Source organism: Tenacibaculum sp. FZY0031 (assembly GCF_036350695.1).
Lineage (GTDB): Bacteria > Bacteroidota > Bacteroidia > Flavobacteriales > Flavobacteriaceae > Polaribacter.
Genome location: NZ_JAZDVY010000001.1, coordinates 441,623 through 457,283 on the forward strand (window position 1 = coordinate 441,623; position 15,661 = coordinate 457,283).

General features: G+C 31.1%; 13 protein-coding genes. 8 read left to right on the plus strand and 5 right to left on the minus strand.

All coding sequences use genetic code 11. The features are described from left to right. Nucleotides 1-8 precede the first annotated feature (8 nt). Nucleotides 9-626 (plus strand): hypothetical protein, encoded by a 618-nt coding sequence (locus tag V1T75_RS02085; protein ID WP_330486899.1) that lies wholly within the window; start codon nt 9-11, stop codon nt 624-626. 74 nt (nt 627-700) lie between these two features. Next, complete coding sequence (locus V1T75_RS02090) at nt 701-2,311, plus strand: class I SAM-dependent methyltransferase (protein ID WP_330486900.1); 1,611 nt, start codon at nt 701-703, stop codon at nt 2,309-2,311. A gap of 53 nt (nt 2,312-2,364) precedes the next feature. On the opposite strand, the gene V1T75_RS02095 is transcribed toward V1T75_RS02090, so the two are convergent. Continuing rightward, nucleotides 2,365-4,866 (minus strand): PIG-L family deacetylase, encoded by a 2,502-nt coding sequence (locus tag V1T75_RS02095; RefSeq protein WP_330486901.1) that lies wholly within the window; start codon nt 4,864-4,866, stop codon nt 2,365-2,367. Nucleotides 4,867-4,987: 121 nt separating this feature from the next. Beyond that, on the minus strand, nt 4,988-6,415 hold the full coding sequence (locus V1T75_RS02100; RefSeq protein ID WP_330486902.1) for an ATP-dependent DNA helicase: 1,428 nt from the start codon (nt 6,413-6,415) through the stop codon (nt 4,988-4,990). A gap of 102 nt (nt 6,416-6,517) precedes the next feature. On the opposite strand from V1T75_RS02100, the gene V1T75_RS02105 reads away from it, so the two are divergent. The 4 genes from V1T75_RS02105 to V1T75_RS02120 all read left to right on the plus strand — a co-directional run bounded on the left by V1T75_RS02105 (nt 6,518) and on the right by V1T75_RS02120 (nt 9,028). Further along, a complete protein-coding gene (locus tag V1T75_RS02105; RefSeq protein WP_330486903.1) occupies nt 6,518-7,252 on the plus strand; it encodes a hypothetical protein in 735 nt (244 codons plus the stop codon). Further along, nucleotides 7,227-8,057 carry a DUF3822 family protein gene (locus V1T75_RS02110; protein WP_330486904.1) on the plus strand — a complete coding sequence of 277 codons (831 nt, stop codon included), beginning with the start codon at nt 7,227-7,229 and terminating at the stop codon, nt 8,055-8,057. The genes V1T75_RS02105 and V1T75_RS02110 overlap by 26 nt, the downstream gene beginning before the upstream one ends. Beyond that, complete coding sequence (locus V1T75_RS02115; protein WP_330486905.1) at nt 8,057-8,611, plus strand: RsmD family RNA methyltransferase; 555 nt, start codon at nt 8,057-8,059, stop codon at nt 8,609-8,611. Before V1T75_RS02110 ends, V1T75_RS02115 begins: the two co-directional genes overlap by 1 nt. Nucleotides 8,612-8,749: 138 nt before the next feature. Beyond that, nucleotides 8,750-9,028, plus strand: a complete 279-nt coding sequence (locus V1T75_RS02120) for an STAS domain-containing protein (protein ID WP_330486906.1) — start codon at nt 8,750-8,752, stop codon at nt 9,026-9,028. 60 nt (nt 9,029-9,088) lie between these two features. Here the strand turns inward: V1T75_RS02120 and V1T75_RS02125 are convergent, their stop codons facing one another. Continuing rightward, nucleotides 9,089-9,547 (minus strand): hypothetical protein, encoded by a 459-nt coding sequence (locus V1T75_RS02125; protein WP_330486907.1) that lies wholly within the window; start codon nt 9,545-9,547, stop codon nt 9,089-9,091. Nucleotides 9,548-9,750: 203 nt separating this feature from the next. Further along, nucleotides 9,751-10,119: a hypothetical protein gene (locus V1T75_RS02130; protein ID WP_330486908.1), complete on the minus strand. Its 369-nt coding sequence runs from the start codon at nt 10,117-10,119 to the stop codon at nt 9,751-9,753. Between the two features lie 200 nt (nt 10,120-10,319). On the opposite strand from V1T75_RS02130, the gene V1T75_RS02135 reads away from it, so the two are divergent. Beyond that, entirely contained in the window at nt 10,320-12,437 is a 2,118-nt protein-coding gene (locus V1T75_RS02135; RefSeq protein WP_330486909.1) for a response regulator, read from the plus strand. 46 nt (nt 12,438-12,483) lie between these two features. Here V1T75_RS02135 and V1T75_RS02140 read toward each other — a convergent pair whose 3' ends face one another. Continuing rightward, the gene (locus tag V1T75_RS02140; protein ID WP_330486910.1) at nt 12,484-14,106 is read right to left on the minus strand and encodes an ABC-F family ATP-binding cassette domain-containing protein; all 1,623 of its coding nucleotides are present in this window, start codon (nt 14,104-14,106) and stop codon (nt 12,484-12,486) included. Between the two features lie 178 nt (nt 14,107-14,284). Between V1T75_RS02140 and V1T75_RS02145 the strand changes: the two genes are divergently transcribed. Further along, nucleotides 14,285-15,643 (plus strand): hypothetical protein, encoded by a 1,359-nt coding sequence (locus tag V1T75_RS02145; RefSeq protein ID WP_330486911.1) that lies wholly within the window; start codon nt 14,285-14,287, stop codon nt 15,641-15,643. The last annotated feature ends 18 nt before the right edge of the window (nt 15,644-15,661 follow it).

The window sequence follows — 15,661 nt, forward strand, 5'->3', positions numbered from 1 at the left end:
CATTAAAAATGAAAAAGTTACTATTTTTACTTATTGGCATACTTCAGTCTTGTGCTTCTAAACAATATTTAAAAAAGCATGGTTTCTCTGGTGAAATTAAGAAGATTATCGAAAAAACATACGTAATCGAAAACAATCAAAAAAAACTACTTAACACTAAAACCTTAAACTTTACTAAAAACGGACGTGTAAAAACATCAAAAACCACTGATAACCTAGGCAATATTATTGAACAAACTGAAAAACGCCTTTGGTTTGAAAAACGCTCATATCCTAACAAACTTCCTTATTATTGTAAAACACGCTGGAAACCCAATCAACGAGAACGTATTAGTTGTTATACTCAAAAGCAGTACAAACAAAATGAAGTTATTGTGCATTACACCAAAAACGGATTGATTGATAAAATAGTAGATAATTTTTCAACGTTTTACACGCAACAATATCAATATACCAGCAGTAAACTTAATAAAATTTTGGTTACTGATAAAGACAACAATCTCGTAAATACAATCAAGTTTGAATGTCTCTCTAAAGACTACAAAGGAAATTGCCTTGAACAAAAAAAAGAGTCTGCTAACTCCAACTCTATTCAGGTTACTTCTTTCATGTTTACTTACCAATAACTCTCAAAAACTTAAAACGAAATAGACTTCTTATGAACTTAAATAACTATATTTAAGACAAATAATCTCCCTGTATGTTAACAAAACAAGAAAAATCTGCATTAAGAAGTAGGTTGTTTCGGCATTTAGATGGAATTGTAACTTGCCCCGCAGCCTATACCTTGCACGAAAAAGGAATTACAAAATATTTGTTAGATCACAAGTCTGTCAGTTTATCTGAAATCACCAATCGTTTTAAAGTGAATGATGGATATTTAAACGTTGCTTTAAGAACACTCTGTTCTCAAGGTTGGCTGGTTCAAAATGTTAACAACACACAAAACACCGTACAATTTGAAACCAATAAAGCTTCAACAATTGCTTTTTCATATTTTCATCTCTATGAAGATGCTTATTCTTTATTGAAGTTCTCGGAGAACTACAGTGCTAGAAAATTTGAAATTGAACCTTTTGAAAAGCTTGAAAAACTCTATAAAAACTTTACAAATAACTTCGGAATTGAACTGCCTATAACTTCCCAAGAAAGAGAAATTCTAACACAAATTCTTACTCACATTGAAGGAATTATTGTAGGACCAACAACAGTATTGTTAGGAATGAGTGGTATGTTTCATAAGTACTTTATGCAAACAAAATTTAGCGCCGATGAATTTCATAAAGATGCTGATAATTTTAGTCGACTACTCAATCTATTAACTAGTTTAGGTTGGTTTTCCAAGACTAAAGACTCATATGAGTTTACCGATGAAGGCTTATTCTTTGCTCGAAGAGCAAGTGCTTATGGAGTCACTGTATCTTACATCCCTACGCTTAGAAAACTTGATAAACTTATTTTCGGAAATCCTGATATTTTTAGAACTTCCGAAATTGGAAATGACGAAATCCATGTAGATAGAGAGATGAATGTTTGGGGAAGTGGTGGTGCACACTCAACCTATTTTAAGGTTATTGATGAAATCATCATCAACTTATTTAATAAACCTATCAACGAGCAGCCCAAAGGCATTTTAGATGTTGGTTGTGGCAATGGTGCTTTTCTAAAACATTTATTTAATGTAATCGAAAACCAAACCAAAAGAGGCGCAATTTTGGAAGAGTATCCACTTTTACTAATTGGGGTTGATTATAACGAAGCAGCCTTAAAAATTACTCGTAAAAACTTAGTACAAGCAGATATCTGGGCGAAAGTAATTTGGGGAGATATTGGAAACCCTAAAGCATTATCAGAAGATTTACAAGATAAGTACGGAATCAATCTTTCTGACTTATTGAATGTTCGTACCTTTTTAGATCACAACAGAATTTGGCAAGAGCCTGTTCCTGTTAATAATTTGGCCATTACAAGCTCAACAGGAGCTTATGCATATAGAGGAAAACGCTTAAACAATAACCTAGTAGTCGAGTCTTTAAAACAACATTTTACCAAGTGGAAACCGTATATCAGTAAGTTTGGTTTGTTACTTATTGAATTACATACCTCAAAACCAGAGTCGGTTGCTAAAAACTTAGGAAAAACAGCGGCTACCGCCTATGATGCTACGCATGGTTATTCTGATCAATACATTATTGAGTTGGATGAATACATGAATGCTATGGAAGCTATTGGGTTGACTTACGATAAAAATACGTTTAGAAAATTTCCAAACTCGGAATTGGCAACGGTTTCTATTAATCTTTTTAAATAAAATAAGCAAGGTTTTAAACCTTGCTTATTTTATTTTATGTATTTGATAAAACTTTAATTCTCATCTGTAGTGTTTTCTTTAACTGACAATAAATTAGCAAAAAGCTTATAAGCTCCAGAAACACCTGCAGGCAGCTCTCTAAAGAAACTTAACCCTGTATAAATGTAATTTCCTTTTCCGTATTTAGCCACTAACAAACTTCCTTTTTTAGCAGACTCTCCTTTGTCGTTCATTGATAAAATTGGGGTATATTCTGAACTCCACTCGTTAGGAAAATACAATCCGCGTTCTTGTACCCATCCTTTAAAATCAGCTTCTGTAATTTTGTTGGGGTAGTTCAAAACCGAATGTTCTTTAGCTAAGAATGTTACAGTTGCATTTTCATCGGTAACTCTATCACGAGATAACTGTAAATTGTATGGCGCTTGCACATTTACCCCTCTATTGGTATTGTATTGTACAATTACATTTCCTCCGTTTTTTACATAGTCTAACAAATACTTTTGTTTAAACTGCAACTCTTTTATTGTATTATAGGCTCTAATACCAACAACTACTGCATCAAACTGCTCTAAATTACCATTAATTTCGTTTACATTCAATTCTACTACCTCATAACCTATTTGCTGTAAACTTTCAGGAATTGCATCTCCAGAACCTTGTATATATCCAATTTTAGTACCATTCTTTTGAATATCCATACGTACAACCTTTGCCTGTGATGGTAATAATACGGATTGCTTTGGAATGTGACTATAATTGATTTCTATCAATTCTTTATCATAATTTTTTCCTTTAACTGTTGCTATAGCCTTCAATACTCCTTCTACTTCTTTTTGTGTTGGAGTAACCATAAAATCAATCAATTGAATATCTCCTTTTTGAGCTATGGAGAATTTTGCTTCGTTAGGGGTAACAGTCCACCCTTTTGGTGCTTTTAAAGTAACTGTTCCATTTGTGTTTTTCATTCCTGAACGGACTTCAACAGTTACTTTTTGAGAGTTATTTGAAGAAAAAACTAGTACTTTGTTCAGTAGTTTGGTCGTTACTTTAGGCAACACCTCAAAAGGCTCATAAACCTCTCCTTTATCTCTTTTTGAATAACGATATACTACTGGTTTAACGAAAGAAATTAATTGATTTTCAATCATTATATCAAATTGTACTTGAACGGGTCTCGGAGTTTCTGGCTTCCCTATCAATAGCTGGTTTTCTACGGTATACATTCCTAAACTCCAAGGTTTTTGCAACCAATACGGTGATGAATAAGAAATTTGAGGCACAGAAATAGTTTCTGTAAATGTTTTTTTCTCATTGTTCGCTAGGTCTAAATTTTTAACTATTTTTTTACTTTCTGGAAGTATTTTTAAAGAAGATAACTCGATCGAAATTCCACTTCTGTTCAACACTTCAAAATCTACCTCTACCGTACTGTTGGGTGTTGTACTAGAACTTTTTGCAGAAGCTTCTAAATACAAACCTGCACAGGCTTCAATAATATCTTTTAACTCTTTGGTTTTTATCTTTTTCCAATGTTTGTCTTTTAATTTTTCAAGCTTTTGATAGGCCTCTACTAATGCTGGAAGATGTTTTGACGGATTTAGAAAATCGAAATTTTGTTCAACATCGTATAAAATATCTCCTATTTCTCCTCCACCTTCTACTCTATTCCAAGTAGTGTTGATTCCTGAAAAAATATCTTTTTTATCTTTAGGAAAATCTCCTTTTAAAAACTCTACATATTCTGTTTGTGTTCCTCTAGTAGTTAATCGACCAAACCCTTGGCATAAGTGCTGACTGCTTGCAATTGCCGCCAATTCATTATTAGACAATCCTTTTAAAGGATAGTACGTTCCTATATCAAAGCTTAGCATTTTACTTTTATCAGCTTTGGCAAATTTTTCTTCACTTCCATAAAACCACCAAGAAGTATTAAAAAACAACCTATTTGGCTTCCAAGTATCGGTGTATTGTAATTGTTCTGGATATTTCGTTTTATCATTAACCAAATCAAAGGCCTCAACACTTAGCATGGCTGATGAAGTATGATGCCCATGCGTAGTTCCTGGAGTTCTGTGATTAAATCGATTAATGATTACATCGGGTTTGAAAGTACGAATTGCCCAAACTACATCGGCAAGTACTTTATCCTTATCCCAAATTTTCAACGTTTCATCAGGGTGCTTTGAGTAACCAAAATCGTTAGCCCTTGAAAAGCGTTGTTCTCCTCCATCTACTCCTCTTGCTGCTAATAATTCTTGCGTACGAATAACTCCTAATAGTTCTCGCATTTCAGGACCTATTAAATTTTGCCCTCCATCTCCACGTGTTAATGACAAATATCCTGTCCTTGCCTTTTCATGATTAGATAAATAAGCAATCAAACGAGTATTTTCATCATCTGGATGTGCTGCAATGTATAGTGCAGAACCCAGAAAGTTTAGTTTTTGAACTTTCTCGTAAATCTGGTTTGAAGTAAGTTTTTGTGGTTTTTGTGCATTTATTGTTAGTGAAATCAATAAAAAAGACAGTAATAAAAGTACTTTTTTGTGCATTTTTAATAGTTTGAATACTACACAAATGTAACTTTTTTAACTAAAGTACGATACACATTAACAAAATGCTAACATATTCATTGGTAAAGTCTATTTAACTAAAAAGAAAATGGATACTTCCTTAATCTAAAAAATACTCGTCTTTAAAACCTATCAAATACAATTTTTCTTGTGCACGCGTAACAGCCGTATATAACCAACGTAAATATTCTACTGAAGCTCCATCTGGTAAGTATGGTTGCTCTATAAACACTGTTTTCCATTGCCCCCCTTGTGACTTATGACAAGTCATAGCATATGAAAACTTTACCTGAAGTGCGTTGAAATACTTATTTTTCTTCACTCCCATAAATTGCTTATACTTTGATTTTTCATGGGCAAAATCCTCCTTTACAGCTTCATACAAACGGTTTGATTCTTCGTATGTTAATGACGGGCTTTCACTACTAAGAGTATCTAGGAGTAAAACGGTTTCAAAAGGTTTCATATCAGGATAATCAATCATACGAACTTCTACTTCGGCAAACTTAAATCCGTATAATTCTTTAATTGAATTGATACGCATTACTTCACAAATATCACCATTCGCAATAAAACCAGCAGACGAAGAATCTTTTAACCAATAGTAGTTATTTTTCACCACCATCACGTAATCTCCTGTAGAAATCTCGTTTTCTTGTCCGCGAATTTTAGTTCTTATCTGTTGATTGTATTGATTAGCTCTCTTATTTGAACGTACAATAATAGCAGTATCTTCCACGCCTATATCTCCATCATAAGCCATTGTTATAGCATCTTGTATATCATATCCGTCCTGTAATCTAATAATATCAGGATAATTTACATCAAACTGAAAATGTGTTGAATCGTTCTGAATTAATAAGCGTAAATCGGTTGCATTCGCCAAAATACCTGAGCCTTCTTCTTGTCGAACCACTTCGTCTAACTCAATTTCGGTAACTTCTTTATTAAATTCAAACGAAAGTTTGTCAGCTTCTAAAGCTGGACTCATAGTTAATTTTACGGGTGGCAACTGTGCAGTATCCCCTATAAAAATAATTTTACAATTTTTTCCTGAGTATACATACGAGATTAAATCATCCAATAAAGAACCATTTTCAAATAGTTTAGCGTTCTGCTTTTCATCAGAAATCATAGAAGCTTCATCTACTATAAAAAGTGTATCGGTGTGCTTATTCGGTTGCATTACAAAGTTTACAGCACCACTACTTTGTTTTTTTGGAAAGTATATTTTTTTATGAATTGTAAATGCCTGTCGGTTAGAATATCCTGAAATTACCTTAGCTGCACGCCCTGTAGGTGCTAATAAAACTGCTTTTTGACCTATCTTCCATAAATTATGTACAACAGTACTTATTATAGTTGTTTTTCCTGTTCCTGCATATCCTTTTAATAAAAATAAAGCACGATTGTCATCTGAAAAAATGAAGTCTGTTAAGACATCTAATAACTCATTTTGTTTTTCTGTAGGAGTATATGGGAACTTTTGTAGTATTTCTTTATAAAATTTCGAAGCAGTTTGTATCATATTTCAAATAATATTCAAAGATAAGTCTATTTATAAATAATTATTTTCATCATTGAAAAAAAATTGTAGATTTGCGAATATCATACATTAAAAATTAAAAAAATGAGTTTATTATTAATGATTTTAGCAGCTGTTGTAGTTGCAGTTCTTTTAGCATTACTTGTTGTTAAGTTTGTTCCTCTAAAAATGAGATGGTTAGTCTCTATTTTACTATTAGGAGCAACTGTCTTTTTAGTATATAAAATTTATAATGGTGTTATGGAGCCTATCAATTTTAACAAAGACAAGAGAGTACGTTATGCTAAAGTTATTAAGAATTTAAAGTTGATTCGAGACGCTGAAGTAAAATATAAAGAAGTTTACGGAACATATACCAACAATAAAGATACGTTACTTACCTTTATTAAAAATGGTCAATTAGCTATTACTGAAACTAAAAACGTTGAAAAAACGGTTGAATTAGGTGGTGGTATTACTAAAGACATCTCTGTTAAAGTTGTTGATACTGTAGGATATGAGCCTGTATCAAAATATTTTGAAGGTAAAGAGTATGCTACTATGTTTGCTGTACCGGGTACAGAAGAGCAATTTGAATTAGCTACAGGTAGAGTTGAAAAAGTTGCTGGTTTAGAAGTTCCTGTTTTTGAGGCTAAAGTTTCTAAGAAACCTATCTTAAAAGGAATGAACCCTTCTTTAATAAAACAAGAATTAGAAGCTATTGAAACAGATCAAATTAAAGGTGAATTTGTTTCTGTTGGGTCTTTAACTGAAGTAACTGTAGGTGGTAACTGGCCTCCTTATTACGATAAAGGTGAAGCAATTGCAAAAAAAGAGTAAAAAAAATAGCGCTTTTGCGCAGCATAAAAGTCTATCCATCCAATTTAGTTTGGATGGATTTTCTTTTTGTATCTCTAACTCAGATACAAAAGAAACTCTTCTTTTTACTGAATATACCTTTACTAGTTCTATCGCTTCCCCAGAACTGTTACTAGATAAAATCATGTATATTTTTGATACTGACAAAGACTTACAACAAGACTTTACAGCTGTTTTTGCCATTCACCAAAACAATTTAGCTACATTAGTTCCTAACAAACTTTTTGATAGAAACAATCTAGTTCCTTATTTAAAATACGATGTAAAAACACTAAAAACAGATTTTATTACTTACGATTTACATACTATAATAGCTGCTAATACAGTTTACATACCTTATGTAAATATTAACAACTATCTTTTTCAAAATTTTGGGGAATTTGAATACAAACATCATTCAACAGTTTTAATTGATAAGCTACTTACTTATTCTGAAAACGATTCTGAAGAACAATTTTTTGTGCATGTTTCTTCTTCTCATTTAGATATTGTCGTTTGCAAAGAAGGTAAATTATTGTTTTACAACTCATTTTCTTACAATACAAAAGAAGATTTTATCTATTATATTCTTTTCACCGCTGAACAGCTACAAATGGATCCAAACTCTTTCCAATTGACTTTTATCGGTGATATTGAAAAAGAGTCAGATATATACTCTATTACTTACACCTACATTCGAAATATTCACTTTATGAACCCTGTAAATAGTTTTTTTGCAGGCAGTGAAGATTTTTCGAATCATTCTAATTTTATACTTATAGCCTAATGCGAATTATTTCTGGAACATATAAAAGTAAAAGAATTACAGCTCCTAAAAACCTGCCTGTACGACCAACAACCGATATGGCAAAAGAGTCTTTATTTAATATTTTAAATAACTTCTATTACTTTGAAAATATTTCGGTATTGGATTTATTTGCTGGAACAGGAAATATAAGCTATGAATTTGCCTCTCGAGGTACTGAAGCTATTTATGCGGTTGATGCTCATTATGCGTGTATAAAATTCATTAATCAAACTGCAAAAGATTTAGGCATGCCTATTAATAGTTACAAGAGTGATGTATATAAGTTTTTAGAAAAAACACCTCTTAAAACGGATGTTATTTTTGCTGATCCTCCTTATAACTTTGAGGAAAGTCAGTTTTTAAAAATAGCCGATATAATTTTTAATCGTAATTTATTAAATGAAGACGGTCTTTTAATAATTGAGCATTCTAAACACACAGATTTATCTCAGCACCCTTTTTATAGCTACGAAAAACGCTATGGAGGTAATGTTTTTAGCTTTTTTGAAATTATTGAAAGTAATAAAGAATAATTCAACCTATTCACTCAGCTATTTATTCATCCATCTACATTAACCAACCAACGATAGAAACCTGAATGCTAACGAAATAGCCTTATTTTTCTTCAAAATACCTCATAATTTTAGTGTATAAATTTAAAACGATGTATTATGGAGTTCAAAATTAAAAGTTCTGATAACTATTTAAAAATATCAGGTGATTTAACCGTAGCTAATGTGAAGCTTTTTGAAATAATGATTTATTCTTTTATCAAGAAATATAAAAACATTGTTGTTGACATAGGTAACATTACCAATATTGATACTCTTGGGGTTAACTCAATAGTCGAGGCGTATCAGTTTTCTTTAAAAAAAGAAAAGAATTTACTTTTTTGTGGCAAGGGATCAAAAGATATTATGGATGAATTATATTATAGAAATGTGGCCTAATAAAACAGCCGCAATATTAATTGCGGCTGTTTTATTTTTTAAGTAATTATAAAATATAGCTTAAGAGTACATTTTTTCTCTTAATATTTGCGTGTTTATATTTCCGTTAAAATCTGTATTTAAATTAATTGTTCCTGAGTTATCAATAAAACTAGGTTGGCTAATTACTGTATAATTTCCAGTACCAAAAACGGCATCTAAATCATCACTTAAACTTAATGATGATAGGTCAACATCACCTAAGTTTTCAATATAATAGTCAAAAGTTACTTGCTGTGCAAATACAGTAGCATCTTTTGCCACACCAATAATTGGGTCAGCTACCAATAAGCTTAAGTTAATAAATACCATAGTTGACATGGCTTGGTGTGCTTCACCATACAGATAATTACTTTTATCTTCTAAGTCGGCTTTACTTACATTATTTCTATCGGTAACCAAAGTTTTATACTCTACTCTTCCAGATGCTGTTGCTAGAGCAGCAACCTTTTGAGTTATTATTGAAGATATTATTAACAACTGATGCAAGTTTATAATCTTGATGGATAAATTCTCGCCAGAGCCATACAATACTTTAAACCTAAATAAGAGGTTCTTAATAAATTAAAAAGCACTTAATTTCCTGAAACGGATAATAATTACCTGTTGCATTGTACCCATACTCTTGAGCCAAAGTTTCCTGTAAATATTTCTAGTAAAATAGAATTTGTAGTTTTTAAATCTTAGTTTATGGTCAACTCAGGTAGACTTATCATAATCATTGTTCCATTTGAAGTTGAAAGTGTATACCCACCGAACTCATCTATTTCTAGAGTCAATTCTCCACCTCCTTCATAACGATAATACCCTTCTACACTGTGAGTTCTTATTAAAACTCCCCAATGTTCTTCAGGGTAATTATATCCAGCTATTTTTGTAGCTGCCAAATCAATAAAATTAACAACTCCCATTCCAGGAACTTCTAAATAACCGTTCCCTAAGTTGCCTATTTTTGATTTATTATGATGGTTTACTATATAATCTTTTCCTGTTTCTCGATTTTGAAAGAAACAATCATACATATAATTGTTTACAATGTTTAATGTATACATATTATTAATTTTTATATGTTGCAAATATGATTTATATCAACATCAATATTGTTTCAATCATACTCATTATCGTTTCAAAAACATAAAAAACTAATAATAAACCACTTAAATCCTAGTAAAAACTGGTTTAGGAAGTAAAATTGACTTTTTATTGCATAAAATAGGACTGTATACATAATAGATTAATATATTTGACAGGGATGTTTTATAAGAAAATAGCTAAACTATATAATAATTTAACTAATATTGGAGTTACTGATAAGCTCTCAAAGCTTGAACGCAAAAGGGTTCGATTACTCAATATTTTTATTTCCAACTGGTTTTTAATTGAACTCGTTTTAATCTCCGAAGATATTTTTAACAAAGGAACTTCTTCTTTACCTGTTTTTATACATAGTGGTAGTATTATTGGATTAGTAGTTACATTATTTTTACAATTTAAACATAAATTTCAAGCTGCACGAATACTATTTTTCTCTCTAATTTTATACAGTAATTTTATGTTTTGTAATTTTGCTGAAAGAGGTGGTTATATTGAGTACTTTTATATAGTCGTTCCTGTTTTTTTATTATTATTCACAAACAATAAGTACTTACTTTACAGTGTTTTTATAATATCTTATTTACTATTTGTTATTCCTATTCATATTTTCCCTATTTACCCCAAAGGTACTTTTGGCTCACCAATACTTATTTTAGTTCAGTTTATCATTTTCTTTTTCCTAGTACAATATTTCAAAAATGTGAACACTAAAAGTGAAGAAATCCTCGAAAACCAACGAAAACAGCTGGAAGAACTTAACGAATTTCAATCTCAGTTTTTCATCAATGTTTCTCATGAAATCAGAACTCCTCTTACCTTAATTAAAGGTGAAATAGACCAATTAGAACTTTTAAAGGGATCTGCATACGAAAAAGAAGGTTTTGATATTAAAAACCGCCTAAACAAACAAGTCAATAAAATTAAAAACATAGTTGACGATGTGCTTGATTTAGCTAAAATGAAGGAAGCTAATTTTAAAATATCACCTACTCCCTACTTAATAAATAAGTTAATTGATAAACTCTATACCTCTTTTGAACCTTTATGCAACCAAAAAGAAATTGTTTTCACTGTTAAAAAAGAAAAAAATGAGTGCTGGGTATCATCTGACATTATTTTTTTAGAAAGAGCGTTAAATAACATTATTCTTAATGCTATTAAATACACTCCTAAAAAAGGAAACATTACAGTTTCTTTAAACAAGCTAAACGAACAAATTATCATCTCTATCAAAGACTCTGGTATTGGAATTGCTAAGGAAGATATTAATTTAATATACAACCGTTTTTATCAAGTTAAAAATGATATTAATAAAGCTGGTGGTAGCGGTGTAGGATTGGCTTTTAGTAAAGAAATCATTGAATTACATCAAGGGAAGTTAATTGTAGAAAGTGAATTGAAAAAAGGAAGTACATTTACAATAATGTTACCTCAAACATCAAAAATTAACACAAAAGAAAATTTAGAAGAAATAACGGTACAACATACCTATGAAGAATCCTTTACTCATAAAAAAGTAACCAGCTCAGAGATAACAAAACCTTATGCTATTCTTATCGTTGACGACAATTTTGAGATGCGAGCTTACTTAAAAAAAATTTTAAATCAATATACTTGTTTTGAAGCAGAAAATGGAAAGGAAGCTTTAGATGTTCTATCTAATGAAAGAATCGACTTTATGGTAACAGATTATATGATGCCCGTAATGGATGGTTTAACTTTAATTGAAAAGATTAAAGAACAAGAAATCTATGTTCCTATTTTAATGCTAACTGCACGTACCGACTCTACAAGTAAGTTAAATGTGTTACGCTTAGGTATTGATGATTATGTTAATAAGCCTTTTGAAAAAGAAGAACTATTAATTCGAATACAAAATGCACTACACAATAATGCAAATAGAGCACAATTTATTGAAAGAAATAATATATCTAAAAAAGAATTAGATCAGAATAACCATTGGATTATTGATATACAAAAATTCGTTTATAAACAATGTTCAAACCCAAAAATGACTCAAGACGATATTGTAGCGTATTTTAGTACTTCAAGAAGTTCTTTAAATCGAAAAATAAAAGCAAAAACAGGCCTAACTCCAAATCAGTTTATTACCGAAATTAAATTGCAAAAGGCACGTGACTTACTTGAGCAAAATCCAACTATTTTATTAAAGACATTGGCTTTAGAAGTTGGGTATTTACATACCACCCATTTTTCTAAAATATACAAACAACGTTTTGGAGTTCTACCTATGGCAAAAAACAATCAAGTATAAACAAAAAGAGAACCTAATTAGGTTCTCTTTTTAATCTTTAAACTTCTTAAGAGTACATTTTTTCTCTTAATTCTTTTACTTTAGGGTCTTCTAAATACTCATCAAAAGTAGCATATTTATCAATAATACCTTTAGGTGTTATTTCTATCACTCTATTCGCTACTGTTTGTGCAAACTCGTGGTCATGCGTAGTAAATAACACAGTTCCTTTAAAATTAATTAAAGAATTGTTCAGAGCTTGAATAGATTCTAAGTCTAAGTGGTTAGTTGGCTCATCTAACATTAAAATGTTAGCCCTAGTCATCATCATACGAGATAACATACAACGTACTTTCTCTCCTCCAGATAATACATTGCTTTTCTTTAGAGCTTCTTCTCCAGAAAAAATCATTTTCCCTAAGAAACCTCTTAAAAACACTTCCTCTCTCTCCTCTTCAGTTTGTGCATATTGACGTAACCAATCTACTAAATTCAATTCTCCATTTTGAAAGTAAGCAGAGTTATCTGCTGGCAAGTATGACTGTGTAGTAGTTACCCCCCAGCTGTATTTACCTGAATCAGGTTCATCATTACCTGAAATTACTTGATAAAAGGCAGTGGTTGCTTTAGAGTTTTTAGAAATAACAGCTACTTTATCTCCTCTATTCAAGTTGATATCGACATTAGAAAACAGTAAATCTCCTTCTGCATCCTTTTTTAATAACCCTTCAATGTTTAAAATTTGATCTCCTGCTTCTCTATCTCTCTCAAAAATAATAGCTGGATAACGACGTGAAGAAGGCTTAATTTCATCAACATTTAATTTCTCTATCATTTTTTTACGAGAAGTTGCTTGCTTCGATTTTGCAACGTTTGCAGAGAAACGACGAATAAACTCTTCCAATTCTTTCTTCTTATCTTCTGCCTTTTTATTTTGTTGCGCTCTTTGTTTCGCTGCTAATTGAGAAGATTCATACCAGAAAGTATAGTTTCCTGAGTAGTGATTAATTTTTCCAAAATCAATATCAGAAATATGAGTACACACAGCATCTAAAAAGTGACGGTCGTGAGATACTACTATTACAGTATTATCATAATTAGCTAAGAAGTTTTCTAACCAAGCAATCGTTTCAAAATCCAAGTCGTTCGTTGGCTCATCCATAATTAACACATCTGGATTACCAAATAACGCTTGTGCCAATAATACACGTACTTTTTTCTTAGAATCTAATTCCGATAATAGGGTATAATGATCTTCTTCTTTAATCCCTAAGTTAGACAATAAACTTGCAGCAGCAGCATCAGCATTCCACCCATCCATTTCTTCAAAACGAACTTGCAACTCTCCTATTTTTTCTGCATTTTCATCAGAATAATCAGCATACAAAGCATCTATTTCCGATTTTATTTTATGCAGTTCTTTGTTTCCCATTAACACAGCTTCTAAGGCAGTATACTCGTCAAAAGCATAATGATCTTGTGTTAATACAGACATTCTTTTTCCTGGTTCTAAATGAACTTGACCGGAAGTAGGTTCTTGTTTTCCTGATAAAATTTTTAAAAATGTAGACTTTCCAGCTCCATTTGCTCCGATAATTCCGTAGCAATTTCCTTGTGTAAACTTAGTATTTACTTCATCAAACAAAACACGTTTTCCAAACTGAACTGATAAATTAGAAACTGATAACATGTATATTTTTTTTAATTCCGTGCAAAAGTATGAAAACTAAAGACTATAAAAGAATTTGCATGGAAGTTTTTAACATCTTACTTTTGGCTCGTTTTTAATTCTTTTTAACAACGAATTAACAGCCTAATATTAAAGAGTTATCTATTTTTGGACTCTGATATTTAGGGTAATTTAAATCATGATTAAGTATTTTATACCTCTCATATTAATTGTATTTGTTGGATGCAACCAATCTGACAACAATAAACCTACCTATTTTGGGGGTAAAATCATCAACCCTAAATCTGACTTCGTTGTACTAACTGATAATTACGATTTTAACGATACTATTCCTCTTGGTAAGAACAATACATTTTTAGGTAGCTATCATAACTTTAAAGAAGGATTGTACATTTTTCACCACGGTAATGAACTTCAGTATGTGTACATGCAACCTTCTGATAGTTTGTTGATTAGGTTAAACACTTGGGATTTTGACGAATCGCTGGTTTTTAGTGGGGTGAATGCTGAACGAAATAACCTATTAATTGAGTCTTTTTTACAATACGAACAAGATTATAAAAACACTTCTAAATACCTCTCTTTACCCCAAAAAGAGTTTATTGCTAAAATTGATTCAATGAGGGCGATGAAAAGAGAGATTCTTGAAAACTATACAACCCGTAGTAATGATGCTTCTGGTTTTGTAGATATTTTTGATATTTCTTTAAACTTTCCTTTGTATGCTAAACTAGAAGAGTACGCGCTTCAAAGTTTCAACAAAGAAACTCCCGAAAAGATTGATAACTCGTACTTTAAGTACCGTAAAAATGCTCCGATTCACAAAGATTCGTTGATGTTTTATGGTCCTTATTATAGATTTATTATTGAAAAAATAAAGAATGATGCTTATCAAAAAAGTGGCGGCGTAAAATCAGACACCTATACACAAGACCTATTGTATGCGATTGATGAAAATGTGGCTCTTGAAACGGTAAAAAACAAAATGCTGTACAACGCTGTTATTCGTAATTTTTATGAAGAACCAAGCAGCGAAATGAAAAGCGAAGCTTTTTTCACCTTTTTTAAATTAAACACCGATAACGAGCATAAAAAAAATGTGCAACGTTTAATTAATGATTTAAAAATATTAAACAAGGGAGAAAAATTACCTTCTTTTAAATTAATTGCTGCAGATGGTGAACTAAAAGATTTTTCAAGCATTTCTAAAAACAAAAACACCGTTGTTTTATTAAAAAACTACGAATACGCCTCAGACGATTGGGTTTCTTCTCGCTTTAATTATTTAGTTAAGAAAAATCCCAATATTAACTTTGTCCTTGTTAATTTATGTGATTCTTCTAAAAGGTTTACAAAAAATGTAGATGTAAAATACCAATACACCATCCCTAGCGAGAGTGCTGTATGCGATTTTACTACTAGTAAATTTCCACGTATGATTTTGGTTGATAAAAACGGAGTTATTCAAAATGGTTATACTAGTTTATCTGCAAAAGATATCAATCTTGAAATCAGTAATTTACAAAAAACAAAATAGTTAACCTCTATTCATTTT

What these genes read in the sequence shown, in the direction of transcription:
- V1T75_RS02085 (WP_330486899.1), top strand. Translation starts at nt 9, where the DNA reads ATGAAAAAGTTACTATTTTTACTTATTGGCATACTTCAGTCTTGTGCT.
- V1T75_RS02090 (WP_330486900.1), top strand. Translation starts at nt 701, where the DNA reads ATGTTAACAAAACAAGAAAAATCTGCATTAAGAAGTAGGTTGTTTCGG.
- V1T75_RS02095 (WP_330486901.1), bottom strand. Translation starts at nt 4,866, where the DNA reads ATGCACAAAAAAGTACTTTTATTACTGTCTTTTTTATTGATTTCACTA.
- V1T75_RS02100 (WP_330486902.1), bottom strand. Translation starts at nt 6,415, where the DNA reads ATGATACAAACTGCTTCGAAATTTTATAAAGAAATACTACAAAAGTTC.
- V1T75_RS02105 (WP_330486903.1), top strand. Translation starts at nt 6,518, where the DNA reads ATGAGTTTATTATTAATGATTTTAGCAGCTGTTGTAGTTGCAGTTCTT.
- V1T75_RS02115 (WP_330486905.1), top strand. Translation starts at nt 8,057, where the DNA reads ATGCGAATTATTTCTGGAACATATAAAAGTAAAAGAATTACAGCTCCT.
- V1T75_RS02120 (WP_330486906.1), top strand. Translation starts at nt 8,750, where the DNA reads ATGGAGTTCAAAATTAAAAGTTCTGATAACTATTTAAAAATATCAGGT.
- V1T75_RS02130 (WP_330486908.1), bottom strand. Translation starts at nt 10,119, where the DNA reads ATGTATACATTAAACATTGTAAACAATTATATGTATGATTGTTTCTTT.
- V1T75_RS02135 (WP_330486909.1), top strand. Translation starts at nt 10,320, where the DNA reads ATGTTTTATAAGAAAATAGCTAAACTATATAATAATTTAACTAATATT.
- V1T75_RS02140 (WP_330486910.1), bottom strand. Translation starts at nt 14,106, where the DNA reads ATGTTATCAGTTTCTAATTTATCAGTTCAGTTTGGAAAACGTGTTTTG.
- V1T75_RS02145 (WP_330486911.1), top strand. Translation starts at nt 14,285, where the DNA reads ATGATTAAGTATTTTATACCTCTCATATTAATTGTATTTGTTGGATGC.